At 33.1% G+C, this 18,973-nt stretch carries 12 protein-coding genes and 6 tRNA genes; 2 read left to right on the top strand and 16 right to left on the bottom strand.

Annotated elements, in window-relative coordinates; translation table 11 throughout:
• Positions 1–507 precede the first annotated feature (507 nt).
• Complete coding sequence (locus tag ACYSNX_RS05245; protein WP_461753638.1) at positions 508–1,089, bottom strand: PhnA domain-containing protein; 582 nt, start codon at positions 1,087–1,089, stop codon at positions 508–510.
• A gap of 632 nt (positions 1,090–1,721) precedes the next feature.
• Between ACYSNX_RS05245 and ACYSNX_RS05250 the strand changes: the two genes are divergently transcribed.
• Positions 1,722–2,903: an MFS transporter gene (locus tag ACYSNX_RS05250; RefSeq protein WP_461753639.1), complete on the top strand. Its 1,182-nt coding sequence runs from the start codon at positions 1,722–1,724 to the stop codon at positions 2,901–2,903.
• Between the two features lie 243 nt (positions 2,904–3,146).
• On the opposite strand, the gene ACYSNX_RS05255 is transcribed toward ACYSNX_RS05250, so the two are convergent.
• The 7 genes from ACYSNX_RS05255 to ACYSNX_RS05285 form a co-directional block, all read right to left on the bottom strand.
• Positions 3,147–3,530 carry a DUF2752 domain-containing protein gene (locus tag ACYSNX_RS05255; RefSeq protein ID WP_461753640.1) on the bottom strand — a complete coding sequence of 128 codons (384 nt, stop codon included), beginning with the start codon at positions 3,528–3,530 and terminating at the stop codon, positions 3,147–3,149.
• A 3-nt stretch (positions 3,531–3,533) separates the two neighbouring features.
• Positions 3,534–3,884: a CD225/dispanin family protein gene (locus tag ACYSNX_RS05260; RefSeq protein ID WP_461753641.1), complete on the bottom strand. Its 351-nt coding sequence runs from the start codon at positions 3,882–3,884 to the stop codon at positions 3,534–3,536.
• Between the two features lie 69 nt (positions 3,885–3,953).
• Positions 3,954–7,007: an AAA family ATPase gene (locus tag ACYSNX_RS05265; RefSeq protein ID WP_461753642.1), complete on the bottom strand. Its 3,054-nt coding sequence runs from the start codon at positions 7,005–7,007 to the stop codon at positions 3,954–3,956.
• Positions 7,008–7,010: 3 nt separating this feature from the next.
• A complete protein-coding gene (locus tag ACYSNX_RS05270; RefSeq protein ID WP_461753643.1) occupies positions 7,011–8,228 on the bottom strand; it encodes a metallophosphoesterase family protein in 1,218 nt (405 codons plus the stop codon).
• Positions 8,229–8,332: 104 nt separating this feature from the next.
• Positions 8,333–9,538, bottom strand: a complete 1,206-nt coding sequence (locus ACYSNX_RS05275; protein WP_461753644.1) for a CynX/NimT family MFS transporter — start codon at positions 9,536–9,538, stop codon at positions 8,333–8,335.
• Between the two features lie 155 nt (positions 9,539–9,693).
• The gene (locus tag ACYSNX_RS05280) at positions 9,694–11,727 is read right to left on the bottom strand and encodes a dipeptidyl-peptidase 3 family protein (RefSeq protein WP_461753645.1); all 2,034 of its coding nucleotides are present in this window, start codon (positions 11,725–11,727) and stop codon (positions 9,694–9,696) included.
• Positions 11,728–11,877: 150 nt separating this feature from the next.
• On the bottom strand, positions 11,878–12,618 hold the full coding sequence (locus ACYSNX_RS05285; protein WP_461753646.1) for an NYN domain-containing protein: 741 nt from the start codon (positions 12,616–12,618) through the stop codon (positions 11,878–11,880).
• A gap of 445 nt (positions 12,619–13,063) precedes the next feature.
• Here ACYSNX_RS05285 and ACYSNX_RS05290 point away from each other — a divergent pair, with 445 nt between their 5' ends.
• On the top strand, positions 13,064–15,466 hold the full coding sequence (locus ACYSNX_RS05290) for a TonB-dependent receptor (protein ID WP_461753647.1): 2,403 nt from the start codon (positions 13,064–13,066) through the stop codon (positions 15,464–15,466).
• Positions 15,467–15,543: 77 nt separating this feature from the next.
• On the opposite strand, the gene ACYSNX_RS05295 is transcribed toward ACYSNX_RS05290, so the two are convergent.
• The 8 genes from ACYSNX_RS05295 to ACYSNX_RS05330 form a co-directional block, all read right to left on the bottom strand.
• Positions 15,544–16,488, bottom strand: coding sequence for an alpha/beta fold hydrolase (locus ACYSNX_RS05295; RefSeq protein WP_461753648.1), 945 nt, complete (start codon positions 16,486–16,488; stop codon positions 15,544–15,546).
• A 158-nt stretch (positions 16,489–16,646) separates the two neighbouring features.
• On the bottom strand, positions 16,647–18,125 hold the full coding sequence (gene cls / locus ACYSNX_RS05300; protein WP_461753649.1) for a cardiolipin synthase: 1,479 nt from the start codon (positions 18,123–18,125) through the stop codon (positions 16,647–16,649).
• 113 nt (positions 18,126–18,238) lie between these two features.
• Positions 18,239–18,312, bottom strand: a tRNA-Thr gene (locus ACYSNX_RS05305).
• 41 nt (positions 18,313–18,353) lie between these two features.
• Positions 18,354–18,427 (bottom strand) — tRNA-Thr (locus ACYSNX_RS05310).
• A gap of 49 nt (positions 18,428–18,476) precedes the next feature.
• Positions 18,477–18,550, bottom strand: a tRNA-Thr gene (locus tag ACYSNX_RS05315).
• A gap of 41 nt (positions 18,551–18,591) precedes the next feature.
• A tRNA-Thr gene (locus ACYSNX_RS05320) sits at positions 18,592–18,668 on the bottom strand.
• Between the two features lie 50 nt (positions 18,669–18,718).
• Positions 18,719–18,792, bottom strand: a tRNA-Thr gene (locus tag ACYSNX_RS05325).
• 42 nt (positions 18,793–18,834) lie between these two features.
• Positions 18,835–18,911: transfer RNA gene (locus tag ACYSNX_RS05330), tRNA-Thr, on the bottom strand.
• Positions 18,912–18,973 lie beyond the last annotated feature (62 nt).

Raw genomic sequence — 18,973 nt, forward strand, 5'->3', positions numbered from 1 at the left:
TCTGCTGACTTCTTACAGCAATTGTTATCCATAGTTCTGTAAAAAAAAACTTTCCTATGTCTGTAAGACCTCCCCAGGTAAGAACAGTAACTTTCCCCTCATATACCTGCTATATTTACCCTAAATATCTCCGTACAACTTTGGACTTCAGTTTGTTTAGCAACCTTATCCGATATTATTGAGCCTGATATAGTTTCTGTTCGTCAGGTCAAGGGTTTGCCTAGCGCTTCCTTCAGATTCCACCTTGCGATGGACACCCTTGCATTTGGCTAACACTTCCCGTTGTAAAGGCGTGTTCGGGACTTACACCCTAGAGTTACTACCCATGCTGGGCACACTAAAAAAAGGGACTGTCTCACAATGGAAGTAGACAGTCCCTTTTTTTGTTTTATAAATATCGTATTTTACTTAGTATAATTTTATTATTTAATCTGAAATATAAACTATACCTAATAAATTACTTCTCAATGGCAACGAAATACCTCTAATGAGATAGTCTCTTTATATTTAGGCTTGTTTTTTGACAAATTTAGTTAGAATGACAATAGTTTGTCCGTCTACTTTTCCTTCGATTTGTTCTACATTATCGTGGACTAAACGAATATTACGAACTGCTGTACCAATTTTTGCATTTAATGAAGATCCTTTTACATCTAGATCCTTTATTAAAGTTACTGTATCCCCAGTTACAAGTATATTACCATTACAGTCTTTATGCAATTCAATAGATGCATCTCCTGTATGGTCTCCACTTAATTTAGCAAATTCCAAAAGTTCTTCATCTAAATAAAGCATATCTAAGCTATCAGCTGCCCAACTCTCGTTTCTAAAACGATTCAGCATTCTCCAAGCTACTACTTGTACTGCAGGGAATTCACTCCACATTGATGTAGTTAAACATTGCCAATGAGCACTATCTAATTCTTGCTTTTTCTCAATTTGAGCTAAACATGTCTCACATGCTAAAATTTCCCTATCTGCTTCATTTGAAGCGGCTGGTGGTACTTCATATACTTTTAACTGTTCTACTGAGTCACACAATTCACATTTGTTACCACTTCTTGCTCTTAATTCTGCTTCCGTCTTCATATTTTCAATTAAATAGATAATAATTTTGTAAATATAACCCTAAATTATCATTCTTAAAAGGCTTTAGCCTGACTAAAATACATTAACCTTAGAATTAGGTATAGCAATAAGCCTAAAGGGTCTTAACGGAAGTATAAAAATAAAAAAAAGTATGAAACACTAGGTTCCATACCTTTTTTAATTGCATTAAGCTTTAACAGATTGTTACAAATTAATATAATATTTTTAAATTAACAAAATATAAAGTAATAAAATAAAGTATTATTTGATTATAAGTACATTTTTAACACCAATCAAACATATAGTAAATATATTTAAATAAATAACACTACTTAACTCATAGTTTTAGAAATTATACTTCATTAACTCCTATACTACCTGAGATTTTAATGTCCTTCGATTCTTTTTATTGAAAATACAGAGATAGCCAATTATCTTTGGCTGCTTTAGTAGCGATTACTTCCTATACAATAAAATAAAAAATATCCTAACACAAAAAGCAATATTTCCTTTTATAAAACTACTATAATAGAAGTATATTTACTTAAAGTTTACTCCACTAAGTCTGCTTACATAATAGATAAAACTTATAAGTAGACATTAACTAAAAAGCTTAAAACATAATCTACCTAATGAAAACACACCTACCCCGTATAGCAGTAAGCATCCTATTTTTCTTTTTTGGTGGGATTTCAGCCTCTTGGGCCTCTAGAATCCCAACTATAAAAGACTCCTTTTTAGTAAATGACTCTGCTTGGGGATTTGTATTGCTATATATATCCATTGGTACTTTAATTTCACTGCCTTTTGCTGGGAGAATAATACAATTTATTGGTAGTAAAAAAGCTACTTGTACTTTTTTGATTACTTACTTCTTTCTCTTGATAGGAATTGGCTATTGGGACGAATTATGGCAACTCAAAGTAAATCTAGTTTTCTTTGGTATCTGTAGTAATCTAACCAACATCGCAATCAATACACAAGCAATCAATGTTTCTAAAAGTTATAAGGGACAAATAATTGGTTCTTTCCATGGTGCATGGAGTATTGGAGGCTTTGCTGCTTCATGGTTTGGTGCAGAGATGATAAGTAATTACATCCCACCTATAGAACACTTTAGCTACTTTTCTACCCTAGGAATAGTTATAACCCTTTTATTTACCCATTTCTTAATTAAAGATAATCCTATAAGTACAAGTCAAAAAGCTTTAGAAAAAGATAAAGCAACTAAGAATAGAAAAATTCAGCTTCCAGATAAAAATTTAGCCCTTTTAGGATTGCTATGCTTCTTTGCAATGGTTGCAGAAGGTACAATGACAGATTGGTCAAGTGAATACATGAAGCATATTGTCTTAGCTCCAATTGAGCTGGTAGGATATGGCTTAACTGCATATATGTTTACCATGGCAAGTGGAAGGTTCCTTTCTGATTATACTGTTAGAAAATTTGGAGAACAAAAAACATTGTTCTTCTGTGGACTCTTAGTTTTTCTAGGATTATCCTCTAGTGTTATTTTCCCTGGTGTCTATACTACTATTACCTCTTTTATGTTAGTAGGACTAGGTGTTTCAGCTATTGTACCAATGGCTTATAACCTTGCGGGAAATAGCACAAAAACTTCACCTCAACAAGCATTAACTTTAGTAACAAGTATAGGTTTTGTAGGATTTTTCTTAGGTCCACCAGTTATTGGATTTATTGCACAAGTTTCTTCTTTAAGACTTGCCTTTGGAATCATTGCCATTTTTGGTATTGCCATCACACTAATTAGTAGATACATCCAAGTAGACTCAAAAGAAATAACCCTCGAATAATAAGGTTTACTTATGAATAGTAAAGGGGCTGTATCACAATAGAAGACAGCCCCTTTTTTGTCTAATGAATATTCCTTTTTACTTGGTATAATTTAATTATTTAATCTAAAATATAAATTATGCTTAGTAAAATACTCTTGAATACTAGTATAGTAACCTTTATGAGACAACCCCTTTATTATTTAATGTTTTAGTAAAATATTACTTTTTTTATTGTAGATCCACATCTATACTCAGACTATCTTACCAAAATAGAGTATAATTCCTGTATAAAAAAAACACTATCATTATCCCTATAAATAGATAAGCAGACCAAGAAGGAATAGAATATTTTGCTAAAAACTCTTTGTTCTTAACTACATAAACCTCCATAAGTGCGACATACAAATACCCAAGTACAGTGATATACATAAAAATAAGTGGATTGAATTGCCATGCTTGCCTAATATTACCTTTAGCCAAACTAGACAAAGCTCTTTGAGCTCCACAACCAGGACATTGTAAGTTTGTCTTTTTATAAAAACTGCATTCCACTGCAAAACCTTTATCCAAAAAATAAAAGATATAAATTGCAGCAAGCAGTAGTACTATCAATGGGTAACTTAAACGCAATAGTGTATTTCTCACAAACTACTGGTATTGTCCTTGTTCAATCGCAGTTTTAAATTCCTCTATAAAAATTTCAATTCCTCCTGCTTGTTGGATCGTGTAAAAAGTATAAGCATAAGTGGCAAGACCAATTACAAAGGCAATTAATGCCAAAATTTTTGCCGTCTTAGCAGCAGACAAACTTCCTGAGTAATCTCCCTTATTATACTTAGAAGTAGATTGACTAGACATTACTATGGCGATAACACCTATAATAAAACCAGTACACCAAAAGGAGCACAAACTAAAAATAGTTGCAATAATAGAAAGGGCCATATGATTGTTTGGCTTCTCTCTTAATTCTTCGATAGAGTTAAATTTACTTTGATCCATAACATATTTTTATACCAATATATAAATAATTCCGCGTATTTTATAACAATAGATTTCTCTTTTTCGTTTTTAATTCTCTTTTATTATGGTACTTACCCCTTGTTCGTCTTTTCTTACAGTTAAAGAAACCGGAATAAGATCTTGTAATTCATCTACGTGAGAAATAATTCCTACTATTCTATTTTCTTTCTGTAAGTTTTGTAAAGTTTCGAAAACGATTTGTACTGATTCGCTATCCTGGGTCCCAAACCCTTCATCAATAAAAAAGAAATTCTTATTGCTTTTTGATAAACTTTGTACACTCTCGGCTAAAGCCAAAGCTAAAGAAAGAGATACTTGGAAAACCTGTCCTCCTGAAAGTGTTTTTACACTTCTTGGTTTACCATCATTTAAATAATCAATAATTTCAAAATCATTGGCTTCATTTAGCTGCAAGCTTAATTGATTATTAGTTAAACGATGAAAGCGAACATTGGCCATATTACATAAGTTCTTTAAATATATACTAGAAACATAATTGACAAAACCAGCTCCTTTAAACATATTATCCAATACTTGTATGTTTTTAATACGACTACCTAGTGCTTCAAATTTATCTACCAATTGGATTTTTACAGCATATTGTTGCTCTAATCTAGTTTTCTCAGCCTTTAGAATAGTTACATAAGCTACCTTATCTTTTAAATTACTATCCAGTTCCATCACTTGCTTTTCCATCTGCAGAAAAGCTTGTAAATCAAATTGATCTTTAGGCATTTTTTTCTTTAACGCCTCAATGCGATCTTTCAGAACCTGTATCGTTAATTCAAATTGTTGAATACCCTCTCTAAGAGCTTTCACATCTAATTTCCAACTTAGAACTTCTTTAACTTGAGAAATGTTTTCTAAATGGTTCTTTTGTAACTTTTGGGTTAACTCTTGGTTATATTGATTTAACCTACTTTCTAAAGTTTGAACATCCTTTTGCAGGGATTCTACTTGTGTATCAACTGCAGTTAACTCCATCGAAATATTCTTAGACTCTAAGGTAAGCTGATTGAATGTCTTATTAACCTGCTCAATCTTTTCGCTTTTACTCTTTAGTAATTCCTCTAACCTTAGGCTAGAATATTCTGCGAAATCTTCTACTTTTAATTTACTTAACTGTTCTTGCTTAGAATTAATTTCACTACTCACTTGTGTGTAGCTCACTTCTATCTTAGTTAAGAGCTCCACAAAACGATCCACCGTTTCTTTAGCTTTTTCGCCCTCGCTTAAAAGGTCTTTAAGTTTTGTCTCTAAGGCAAGAATTTCCTGTTGTTCTTTACTTGATTTTTGTTTTAAAGCAACAAAGCTATCCACATCAGAAGGACAAATAGTATTCCATAGATACCCCTTTTGTAATCTCTCTAACTCTTTATCAATTTCAAGTAAAGAAGATTTCTCCTGCTTCACTGCCTGTAAGACAAGTTCCCTCTTGCTTAGTAAAGCCAGTATTTTACTCTGCTTCTCCATTAAAAGAGCACTTTGCTCTTGGAGTTGAGAAATTTCAAGTTCAATATGTTGTCCTTGAGCGAACATATCTTTGTTTGAAGAGTCTAAAATACTAGGATGCTCTAAAGATCCACATAAAGGGCATGGAGATCCATCAGACAATTCATTGGCATACATTTGCAACTTCTGAGCAACTTTTACATGTGCTAGTTGATCTTGCTTGCTTTTCAATTGGATCTCAATTTGATCCTTTTGAACCTCTAAAGCTTGTTTCCAATCCATTAAGACAGGGTTGATTTGCAACTCTGCTAATTCTATATCAATGCCTTTTACTTGCGTGTCAAGACTAGAGATCTTATTTAATAATTCTGGTTTTCTATCCCTTGTGTGTTTAAAGGAAGTAAACCAGTTCTCCATCTCTAATAAAACACTACCGTCTATAAGAGATTTTTTACGCAATTCTAAAGTAGATAATTGCTTACTATATAATTCTCTTAATCCTTGAAGCTCTACTTTTGCTTGATTTATTTGTCCTTTACCATTCTCCATACGGGTTAGTAAAGAGTTTTTCTGCTCTAAAGAACTAGATATCTTTTGAATTAAGTCCAGTTCAAATAACTCCTGTTTGAGTAAATCTACCCTCTCAAACTCTTTAGATGCAATACTCAATTGTTGTTCTACCTTAGAGGACTTCTCTTTGATTTGAGCCGATGCATCCTTGGCTTGTTTTAAAGCAGCACTTTTCTGCTCAAAAGAGTTAGACTCCAATTCTACTTGGGATAATAAAAGCCCAAAATCATTGGATAAATCCTCAAAAAGAACAAGGTCTTTTTTTTGTTTAGAAACAGATGGTTGTTGCTTTTCTAGCTCTACCATAGATTCCAGATTCTTCTCCAACTCAACAATATCTGATTGTATTGCTTTTAAATGCTGATAAATATTATGCTGAGTAGTATATTCTTTGGTTAACTTCTCTATTAGTAAGTCCTCTTGCTTTACTAAAATTTCTTTTTCTTTAATAAGTTGAGGAGTAATGGAAGTATATCCCGATAGCTCCCCACTTAAAGTGTCGTACTGGCTTTTTGACTCCACATACATTTTTTTCACCTTTGCACTTAGATCAAAACGGTCTAAGCCAAAGATTTCCTGCATCATTTTGGTTCTGTCCTTTCCACCAAGTTCTATAAACTCTTTGAACTTGCCTTGAGGAATAATAATAGTACGTTTGAAGTTTTCATAACTAAGACCTATTACCTGGGCAATATCTAAACTAGGTTGTGGAACCCAAGAATCCTCTTCCCATTTATATAGGATTGCCTCTACCCTTTTTACATCTTCAAATCGTTTAGCATTTCGTTTGAAACTTCTATAAATTCGATATTTTTGGTCGTTAAAATTATAAAAATCAAATTCAATCACACTTTGATTGGAACGAAGGTTCATCATATTATAAGCACGATTATCCCTAGCATTCAAGCGTTCACTCTCTCCATACAATCCAAATGTAATTGCCTCAATAATAGAAGATTTACCAGAGCCCACTTTTCCAAATATTCCAAAAAGCCCGCTTTGAGTCAATTGACTAAAATCGATAACTTGAGCATCTTGGTAAGAGTATATTCCCTGTAGAGTTAATTTAATTGGTATCATACACTAATTTAAAGTTTCATTAAAAAGTTCTAGTATTTCTTGGTTCGGAGTTTGTCCATTGTATTTTTGCTTGAAATAATCTTCAAAGAGCCCTTGGATATCTTGATCTAAGTTAACGGTAGAATGCTGTACATCACTTTGGCTTGCATTAGTTGTTATCTGAGGAATAATGGTAATTATTCCATCATGTGCTTGATAAAGTCGCTTGATATCATCCGCCTTTAAAAACTCATCACTTACTAAGGTTAACTCTACTAAATGATAGGGATTAAGTTGTAACCATTCAATGGCCTGCTCTACTTGGTTAAATTTAACCCTAGATAACTTCCTTCCACTTTCTAATTTTAATTTTTGATAGCAAATAGGCTGGTTAGCATTGGCCTCTAAAAGAAGAACAAATTTTTCTTGCCCTGACTCACTAAAACTATAAGCTAATGGGCTTCCACTGTATACAACTGGCTTTTCTAAGGACCCTAATTGCCAGCATTTATGTAAATGCCCTAAAGCAGTATACTGTATTTCATTAGGTATAATATCGGTATAAATTAAGTCCGCATTCCCAACTTTAAGGGCTTTCTCTCCATCTGGTTCTTCAAGTACCTGAGCATTCTTCTGCAGCATATAAAGGTGGGTAACTAATAAATTAACCCCCTTATTATCGCAGTATAAAGAAGCTAAGTTCTGCCAATTTTCTTTTAAAACCTCATTTAAAGCAGCAGCCTTATCATTAGAATCTAAGGCTCTTTTAAGTCTAATTTCATTGGCATAAGGCGTATGAATAATACGTAAAGCAGTAGGATTGTTATGTAATTTAATTTCCATAAATCCATGATCACTTTTGGTAATTTCAAATCCCTCTGGAGTTTTAAAAAAAGGAACCTTTGCATTTGGCAAGCCTATAAAAATAATACCACATTCTCTAGCTAGTGGATCCGGGGCATCTATTCTTTCAGGGGAATCATGATTTCCAGCAATGGCAATCACAGGCCTTTTACCATTGTTGGTTAATGTTTTTAATGTTTTATAGAATAAATCAATAGCATCTACTCCTGGATTAAATGCGTCAAATAGATCCCCAGCAATAACAACAACATCTGCCTGATGTTCATTTGTTAACTCTACTATTTCTTGTAATACTTCTATTTGCTCTTCAATGCGGCTAAAATTATCTAACCTTTTACCCAAATGCCAATCTGCAGTATGTAATATTTTTAAAGCCATTTGCTATTTTATTTTGTATTGTTACAGGATAAAATTGGTCTATATGTATAAGCATTTGACTATACCTCTATCATGTTGCCAAAATATCCTTTATACTAACTTTACTAATCGATGTATTTATCTGCCGAAGCAATATATCCTACTATAAGTAAAACAACCGTTGCCAATAAAAGGAACACGAAAGAATAATTCCAAGAACCACTCCAGTCGTATAACCCTCCAAAAACAGGGGGACCAAAAGCAGCAATAGTATAGCCTAAAGCTTGCGCCATTGCAGATAGTTTAGCGGCCTGCTGTGCACTTTTTGTTCTCAAAACAAACAAAATCATACATAAGCTAAAAGCTAAACCACTTCCTAATCCGATTAAGATACAACAAATAACAATGTACTTGGTTTGCCATATTAGTATCCCACTTAGACCACCTATAATTAAAAGAGCCACACAAATTGCTAAAGCTTTTTGATTAGGCATCTTACTTGCAATGATTGCTCCTAAAAAAGTCATTGGTAATTGTGCAAACTGTACATAGGATAAAACCCATCCAGAATCAACAATACTCATACCCCAACTTTGGGTAACTTTAGGAAGCCATGCTGCTATACAGTAAAAAAGTAAAGATTGTAACCCCATAAAAAGAGTTACACACCAAGCCAATTTACTCTTGTATATATTTGTAGTATCTTGAACTTGTTGAATTTTACTTGACCCGACAAGACTTCGCTTTTTCAAAGTAGGTAACCAAACAAGAATACTTACAATAGCTAATAGAACCCATACTCCTATTGATCCTCTCCATCCCAATTCGGTAACTTGACCTAAATATATACTAAAACCAGCTGCTAAAGCTGCAACTAAATTCATTGAAGCGGAATAAATACCAGTCATTAACCCTACTTTCTTTGGAAAATTAACCTTGATATAAGCTGGCATAAGTACATTTCCAACCGTTATGGCAATACCAATTAATGCCGCACCTAAAAACAAGGTAACAACCCCATCTATAGGCCTAATAGCCAAACCAACACTAAGTAAAACTAAGGAGCATAATAAAACATAGGACATTCCAAATGTCTTAGATACTTTAGGAACTAAAGCCGATAAAAAGGCGAAACAAATCAAAGGAATAGTCGTTAGAAGACCTGCTAGAGAATTAGACAAGGAGAATTCATCACTTATTTCTCCAATCACTGGTCCAACACAAGTCAGAGGAGCACGAAGATTTGAGGCAATAAAAATAACTCCTAAAAACATGAAAACCTTTTTAAAGGAAGATAACTCTACGTTTTTTGAGTTAGAATCTTGGTACATTTACTTTATAATTTAAATTAAAGCCAAAGGTAGTGCCTTATTTTAAATCCAAAAAAATAAAGTAAATCTAAATACAAGCCAATTTGGCATCTTTACCTACTGTCTTATGTAAAAGGATAAAAAAAGCCAATTGTTTCCAATTGGCTTTTGTATTTCTAATTTTCATCTGGTAAGAAACTATAGTCTTTTGCATACTGCAACATTTGACTAGAGAAACTTTCTGGTTGAATAATTTCAAAAGAAGTAATTTTCTGTTGTTTATCTACCACAGGTACAATAATAGGATTTACAAATCCTCTATAAGGGGCTGAATTAAACTTAGCATTTCTTTCTAAGACTTCCTTATGTAGGTCTTGGTCTACTTTAACACCGTAGTTTTCGACAAGATTTTTTGCACTTTGGAAATCTCCCTCACTTTTAATACGCTGTGTTTCTCTAAGTAATTGTCCAAATAAATCGTGAAGCTTATCATAATTAGTAATATTGAAGTAAGTCTTACCATCTTTGGTTACTTTTTCGATGACATTATCTTGTTGCCCTTTCTCCAATACCCAAGCACTTACCCATTGACGGTTTCTCATATGAGACTCTTCAATGTCAGCACCCGGTTCTAATCGTACTAGTTGTAGCATTAAGCCATTTCTAATATAATTATCATAGGCTGCTTTACCAACTGCCTCCCAATCTTCCACTAAACCTAACTCTTCTAATTTAGGACTATATAAATAGTATAAACCAACTAGATCAGCTCTTCCTTCTTCCAAGGTAGAAGCATAACTTTTTAAGGTCTCTTTAGGTTGACCAACTCCAGGATTTATTTGACCCGATGCATGTCCTACAACCTCGTGTAGAGCTGTATGTAACTTATCAGCTTGTTGTCCATACTTAATAGCTAACTCTAACTCTTGTGGATCATGAACAAACTCTTGTAATCTATCTGAAGAGCTTTGACTGTTATAGGCATCAATAATATTACCCAGAGAAATAGATTTTGAGCCATATTCTGCTCTAATCCAATCCGCATTAGGTAAGTTAACTCCAATTGGTGTACTTGGAGAAGAATCTCCTGCCTCCCCTGCTACTATAACGGTTTTATAAGTAACTCCTACAACATTTTCCTTCTTATGTTCTTGCATTAATGGAGAGTTATCTTCGAACCATTGTGCTTGCTCGGATAATACAGCCATTTTCTTAGACATATCAAAATCGGTAATCTGTACGACACTCTCAAAAGAACCTTTATGTCCCAAAGGATCATTGTAAACTTCGATAAATCCATTATTATAATCAATATTTCCTTGGGTAGCACCAACCCAAGCAATATTATACTGGTCCCAGGTTTGCAAGTCACCCGTTTTATAAAACTCAATTAATAAAGAAAGAGCTTCGGCTTGTTGGGCATTCTCTGCTACACCTTTAGCTTTTTCTAACCAATAAATAATTTGATCGATAGCTTGTCCGTATAAACCACCACTTTTATATACCTTTTCTTGTAAAACACCGTCTACTTTAACTAACTTACTGTTTAGGCCCGTAGATAATGGTCTAAGCGGATCTGGGCTTTTCATCTGAGCATAGAAAGTTTCTGCTTCTTTCTCACTCACATCAGAGCCATAGAAATTAACAGCACTATCTTTTACTAAATCTTTAGAAGAATCTAAATTAACTTTTTTACTGTCTTGATCATTAAATAATATAGCTACTACTTCAGGGTCTAAATTAGTTTGAGTGGAAGTAAGTAACTCATTGAAATAAGCAGGAGTAAATTCTGGCTTAATTTTATCATTAGAATAGTGATGGTGAATCCCATTACTAAACCATATTCTCTTTAAATATACTTCAAAGTTCTCCCAATCCTTATTTTTTCTATCTCCATTATAGTTTTGGTAGATATTCTCTAAAGCTCTTCTTATTTTTAAGTTATGCTTGTAGTTCTGATCCCATATAATATCTCTACCAGCTAAACCTGCTTGAGTTAAATAATATACATATTCTTGTTGCTTAAGACTCAATTCTTGCCATCCTGGTATTTGGTATTCCAATACTTCAATATCAGCAAACTTATCCACAGACTCTCTTGGAGTTTGTACCACTACCTGTGTATCTTGAACATTCTCCGTTTTTGATTTATCACAGGAAAACATTAAGCTACAACTAAGAAATACAGCAGCTATATAAATTATTCTCATCTATTTTCTGTTTAAGGTTATCCTACAAATATAAATAATATCACAAACATTTCTGTATTTTGCCCTAATAGTTCAGAAACAATCCCCTACTTAACTATTAATAAAACAAAAAAGTCCGCTAAGCTTTAGCCTTACGAACTTTAGATTTGTTTATATTTTTTTTACTAAAGGATGATTTAAGCCCTTGACATTATTGTTAATTACTTCATAGGTTTTTAAATGCTTAAATAGCTCTGTTAAGTTCTTAAAGCCATAATAACGCGCATCAAAACTAGGATTTAGCTTTCTTAAATTTCCTCCTACAGTAGAAATGAACGCCTCTACTTCTTCCCCTACAGACATTTCAAAAGCTCGATCAATTAAGTTATATTCTTTCTTGGTTAACAACTTAGTGTCGTCCTCTTCATTAGCCGTATTTTTCTTATTGTTACTTACCTTACTTTTTTCCTTACTCTTAGGCATTAAAGTTTCAACGTAAGTAAATATTTCACAGGATTGTACAAAGGCATTAGGTGTTTTCTTTTCTCCAACACCCATTACAAAAATACCAGACTCGCGAATTCTCTTTGCCAAACCAGTATAATCACTATCACTAGAGACAATACAAAAGCCGTCTACCATCTGATCGTGTAAAATATCCATCGCATCAATTATTAAAGAACTATCCGTAGAATTCTTACCTGTAGTATAGCTAAATTTTTGGATAGGCGAAAAGGATAAGTCATTTAGAATTTCTTTCCAACTATTCATTTGAGGTGTAGTCCAGTCTCCATAAATTCGACGAATAGTAACTTTACCATATTTAGATACCTCTTCTAAGACATGAATTAATAGCTTAGCCTGCGCATTATCCCCATCCACCAAAATGGCTATATTATTTTGTTTTTCCATGTTTTTATATTTTATAAGCTAAAAATACATTTTTTGAACGGATACAACAATAGTATTATTAAAATAGATGTCTTAAGAAAAGTATATTTTCTAACACTTTAAGGCCCTATGGAGGATATCCCATTAGTTAAGACCTTCTAACTAATTGCTCTCTTGAGCTTAAAATACTTATTTTTTTTTATATACTTCCAATCCAATAAAGACTTACAGCGTTGTTCTTTATTTTTTTCATGAAAAGAAGTATAAATATATCTGCAAAAAACAAACAATATAATATATTAAAATACAGTTACTTACCCCCCTAAAAACCATCGTTTTCAATTCTAATCTTTATCTTATTTTTATATGTTTATAAAAAAGAAAGTAAAAAATGTGTAACAAAACATGTTTTTACAAGACTATTAGAGTAAGACCTAACCATTGAAAAACTTTAATAAATCAAAGTATGAAAACTTATGTAAACCTATTATTCTTTGTACTTATCTCTTTTTCTACCTTGGCTCAAAATAAGTCCATTGTAAAAGGAAATATTTATGATAATGAATTACAAGAAGCTATTCCTTATGCTACAATAGCATTAAAGATAGGAGATCAGGTTGTCACCGGAACTCTTTCCGATGACAATGGGCAGTTTCAATTAGAAGCTCCAAATAACAAGTATACCCTTGAGGTACAATTTATAGGATATCTTACAAAACAAGAACAAATAACAGTTGACTCTAAAGTAATAGACCTAGGAAAGATTTACCTACAGCAGGATGCAGTAACTTTGGATGATGTTGAAATAATAGCAGAGCAGTCCACCATTGAACAAAAAATAGACAGAAAAGTTATTCATGTTGGAAAAGATTTAGCCTCTGTTGGAGCTACAGCTTCGGAGATTATGAATAATATTCCTTCAGTTAATGTAGACCAAGACGGCAACCTTTCTCTAAGAGGAAACACCAATGTAAGAGTACTAGTGGATGGTAAACCTACCAACTTATCCTCTGATCAAGTACTTAAACAAATTCCATCAGGTTCTATTAAGAGCATTGAATTAATCACTAGTCCTAGTGCAAAATACAACCCAGAGGGAATGAGTGGTATTATCAATATAGTATTGCATAAAAAAACAAATGATGGTTTTAATGCAACAGTAAATAGTGGGGTTACTCTTTCTAAACATGCTAGTAATACAAACTCTATTGACCTTAACTATAGAAAAAATAAAATAAACTTCTTTGCTAATGCAAACAACTCTCTAGGCAAGTCAACCAATAAAGGAGAAATTTATAGAGTGGATCAAAATTCAACGCAACTAGTAGATGTAGAGAGTAAAAACAGATCTTACCTTTATAAGGTTGGGTTAGATTATAATATAAATGATAAAAATACTTTATCCTTTTATACCAATCAAAGTAAATACAACGGTCCAACGGATGTATACACAGAAAACTTATATCCAGACGCTAATTTTGAAAATATTTATCAAACCTCTAATTATAAGAGCAACACTAGAAATAGCTCATATAACTTAGCATATAAACACCTTTTTGATGAAGATGGGCATAACTTGGATGTAGAGGTTAATTATAATGACAATAAAGGTACCTCTAATGGGTATTATCAAAATGATTTTACTGATTCTCCATCTTACACCTATACAGATGCTACTTTGAGTAAAGGAAGTTTAACTACTATCAATATAGATTACGTAAAACCAATCAATGAAAAAACAAAACTTGAATTAGGACTAGAGAGCAAATTATCTCGTACAGAGAATTATTCGGATCAACTAGACAACCCAATGATTCCAATAGATCAGCGCCAAGTAGGATATAATTATGACTATAATATCTATTCTGGTTATGTTACCTTTGGTCAAAAACTAGATAAGTTTTCTTACCAAGTAGGAACTCGTGTGGAAAGTTATAAAGTAACTTCTAAATTAAATGGTAAGAAAGATTTTTCCGATGACTATGTAACTTTATACCCTTCTGCGTTTTTAGGATATGATTTTACAACCAATGATATGTTACAATTGAGTTATAGCAGAAGAGTAGACCGTCCTGGAGTTTGGCAAACAAGACCTATTCGTCAGTTCTCCACTCCTACTTTAACCTCTACAGGAAACCCAGAATTACGACCACAATTTACTAATTCATTAGAGTTAAACTATACGCGTATTCTAGGAACCACAGGTTCTATTACTGGGGGAGTATTCTACAGACAAATCAACGATGAAATCAACCAAATTATATTGGACGATCCAGAGAATGAAAACCCGAATGCTTTACTTATGACCTATGATAACTTTGATAAAAGCTCGTCTTATGGTTTTGAATTATCTGCTAATTTAAAATTAAGACCATGGTTAGATATTCAACCTGCAATTGATTTATCGAGTATTAAACAAAATGGACTTGTTTCTTACTTAAACCCAAGTAACAATGAATTTGAGTTTATTAAAAGAGAAATAAACGTAAACTCTTTTAATGCTAGATTGAATGCAAACTTTAAGGCAACAAATAAATTGCGTTTCAATTTATTTGGTTTCTTCAGAGGACCTATGAAATCGATTACTGGGCAAAATAAAGAAATGCATAAAATAGATTTTGGAGCACGTTATTCTCTATTAAATAACAAACTAAGTATTAGTATGCGTTTAAACGATATCTTCAATACAATGAAATACCGATTTACAAGCCAATATCCTTTTGAAAACCAAGGAGAGTTTTCTTGGAACAGTAGAAGTATTTACATTGGAGTGAACTACAGCTTTGGTGGTGGAAAAGGTAGAGCTATGGCAAGAAAAGCAAGAGAGAATAGCCAACAACAATCTTCTTCTGGAGGAGGGTTATTCTAAATACTTATTTATTTTTTCAATTATTATTGATAGGGTCTATTACCAAATGGTAGTAGACCCTATCTACTTTATAAAAGTTAAATATTGGAGTGTATAAAGTCAACACTGGCCTTTAAAGCTTTATCACGTATAGAGGAAGTAGATAAATACACATCGTGCAAGGCCTTATCCACGATCACTTCTGTAACGCAATCCCCTATTTTCTTACCTATTTTGGAAATATCCTTAACATTTAATACTGCATCACTTTCAAAAGTCTCTTTACTACTTTTACGTGGATTACTACTTTGACTACTTCTTAGTAGTAAGATAGGTAAATTACCTAGATTAGGTTTTTCTTGTATTACCTCCTGCGCTCTATTTACTGCAAGAATCCAAGCATAATAATTTACAAAAGGTGTGATAGGCTTAAAGCTTAAGTTATAATCCCATTCCCCTTTATAATCCTTATGCAAACTCTCCCCATAAATAGATGGTAGTCCTTGCATAAAGGAAAATGCATCCTTTTTAAAATTCTTCTTAGATACAGAAGCAATAAAAGGTTTTACATAAAAAGGCAAATTGAAATCAAAAAAAGGCGAATTCAAAATTAGTCCCTTAATTAACGGGCGATGTAATCCAAACTTAGCATAATAAGTAGCAAGCAATCCTCCTGTACTATGCCCTAGTAAAAATATATTAGTATTCTTATGGTCCTTATGCATCATAGTTAGAGCATAATCAATATCTCCAAAATATTCTCTTAAACTCTTACAGTAATTAGGTGCTTGTCCTTTTAAAAGTGAGCGGCCACATTTACGTAAATCCAATGCATAAAAATTGATACCATTTGAATTAAAATACTTCATTACATGAAACTGAAAAAAGTAATCATTAAATCCATGGATATATAAAACACTAGCTTTAGCATCAGTACTATTGGCACGAGATTCTATAACTGTAGTAACCACCTTACCTTGATAATCATTTGGTAAAGGGTGTTGATGAGTAATATAATCTTTATAGATAAAATGTAAATTCATAATAGGATATTTATCAATTTCTACTAACAAAAAATATGCACTAATAACACTTGAGAGTATTTTTCTCTCTTGCAATTATGTATACATAACAAATTTAAGGCCTTTAAATGACTTAGAAAAAATTTAAAATGCACAATGAAGATTAAATATACTTTTTTCTAAAGTAAAGGAGCTAACAATCGAATAAAATTATTCTTTAATCTCTGCCAAGAGGAACGTTTATTCCATCTTTGTATATCTAATTTTAAAGAATCTTGGCAGTCCCTATAAAACATTTGCCTCATTTGCTGGGCTAAACTAGGGTCGTAGGCATAAACATTGACTTCAAAATTCAAATCAAAACTACGATGATCTAAATTACATGTACCAACGCAACATATATCTTGATCCGTTACAATAGTCTTAGCATGGATGAATCCCTTTTTATATAAGTAAATTTCTACTCCATTTTCTAATAGTTCTTGAAAATAAGACTCGGATGCCCATTTAACTATCAAAGAATCTGTAATTCCAGGTAAAATCATTTTCACTTTCTTACCACTTAAGGCTGCCATCTTAATAACCAATTGCAGCGACTCATCTGGTATATAATAAGGCGTAGTTATCAACACCTCTTCTTTGGCTTGGCTAATGGCTTCAATCACACTATACAAAATAGAGGGCACATCGGAATCGGGACCTGAAGCCAATACTTGCAAAGGTAAAATAGGTAAATCCAAATCTTGAATACTTGGGAAATACTTACTATTAAAAGTAATGGATTCTTTGCTGCAAAAATTCCAATCTGTCAAAAAAACATACTGTAATCCATATACTCCACTACCAGTTATTTTCATGTGAGTATCTCGCCAGAAAAAATCATTCTTCTGATTCATTCTGTTATCATATCTATCCGATATATTGATCCCCCCAGTATAGCCAATATAGCCATCTATTACAACAATCTTTCTATGATTCCTATAATTTAGACGATTAGCCAAAGCCAATAAAATAACTTTATTAAAAGGAAAAACGTGTCCCCCCGCCTTTCTTAGTCTTTTGGCAATACTTTTGCGTATACTTCGACTACCAAAATCATCATAGATAAAACGAACCTCTACTCCTTGTTTTATCTTATCTACTAAAATATCCGCTATTTGATGTCCTACTTGACTATTATCAAAAATATAATACTCTATATGGATATGCTGTTTTGCATGCTTTAAATCCTGTAAAAGAGCTTCAAAGAAGGATTCTCCGTTTTCCAATAAATTCACCTTGTTATTTACAAGTAAAGGATTTTCTCCTAAAGCATCACTTGATAAAAGAGAAATAAATGCCTTATTGTTTTCAATAACTTGATTTACCTCTTTAGTGGTGTGCTCATTGAAGTGTTTTACTTTAGCGGCTAATCTGTCTTGGAAATCTTCATGACGTTGTAGTTTCTTAGAATACATCTTTCTTTTCCTATAATTGATACCGAAAGAGAAATAGAAAATCATACCCAGAATTGGCACGAAAAAAACCAATAATAAATATGCTAATGTTTTGGATATAGAGTTAGTGTCGTATATAATACGAATGGACACGGCAATTGCTAGAAGAAAATAGATGATTTCAACATAAATAAACCAATCGTATTGAGTAGCAATAAACATAAGCCAATAGTATTCGAATAGACTACTAAATTTACGTAAAGTATTTGGCAAAAAAGGAAATTAGAAAAAAAAAGTAGTAAAAAAAGCCTCCTTATAAAAGGAGGCTTTTAAAGAGCCGATGGAGGGACTCGAACCCACGACCTGCTGATTACAAATCAGCTGCTCTAGCCAACTGAGCTACACCGGCGTCTAGCCTGAGTTGTAAGGCAATATTTAATTTTCAAATTGAGCCGATGGAGGGACTCGAACCCACGACCTGCTGATTACAAATCAGCTGCTCTAGCCAACTGAGCTACACCGGCATTATGTAATAATACGAAAGGCTATTAATTACTTTATTTTAAAAATTAGAGCCGATGGAGGGACTCGAACCCACGACCTGCTGATTACAAATCAGCTGCTCTAGCCAACTGAGCTACACCGGCATTATGTAATAATGCGAAAGGCAATATCTAACTTTTAAAATTGGAGCCGATGGAGGGACTCGAACCCACGACCTGCTGATTACAAATCAGCTGCTCTAGCCAACTGAGCTACACCGGCGTTTATTTATAAACGCAAAAAGAGTAATTGAATTCCTTTTTGAAAATTAGAGCCGATGGAGGGACTCGAACCCACGACCTGCTGATTACAAATCAGCTGCTCTAGCCAACTGAGCTACACCGGCATTATTTATAATAACCGTAGGGCAATATCTAATTTTCAAAATTGGAGCCGATGGAGGGACTCGAACCCACGACCTGCTGATTACAAATCAGCTGCTCTAGCCAACTGAGCTACACCGGCGACTCATTTTGCGAGTGCAAAGATAGCACGCTTTTAGACTTTTCCAAGCCCTTTAGCGTGTT

It is taken from the genome of Myroides sp. LJL115, assembly GCF_054871665.1.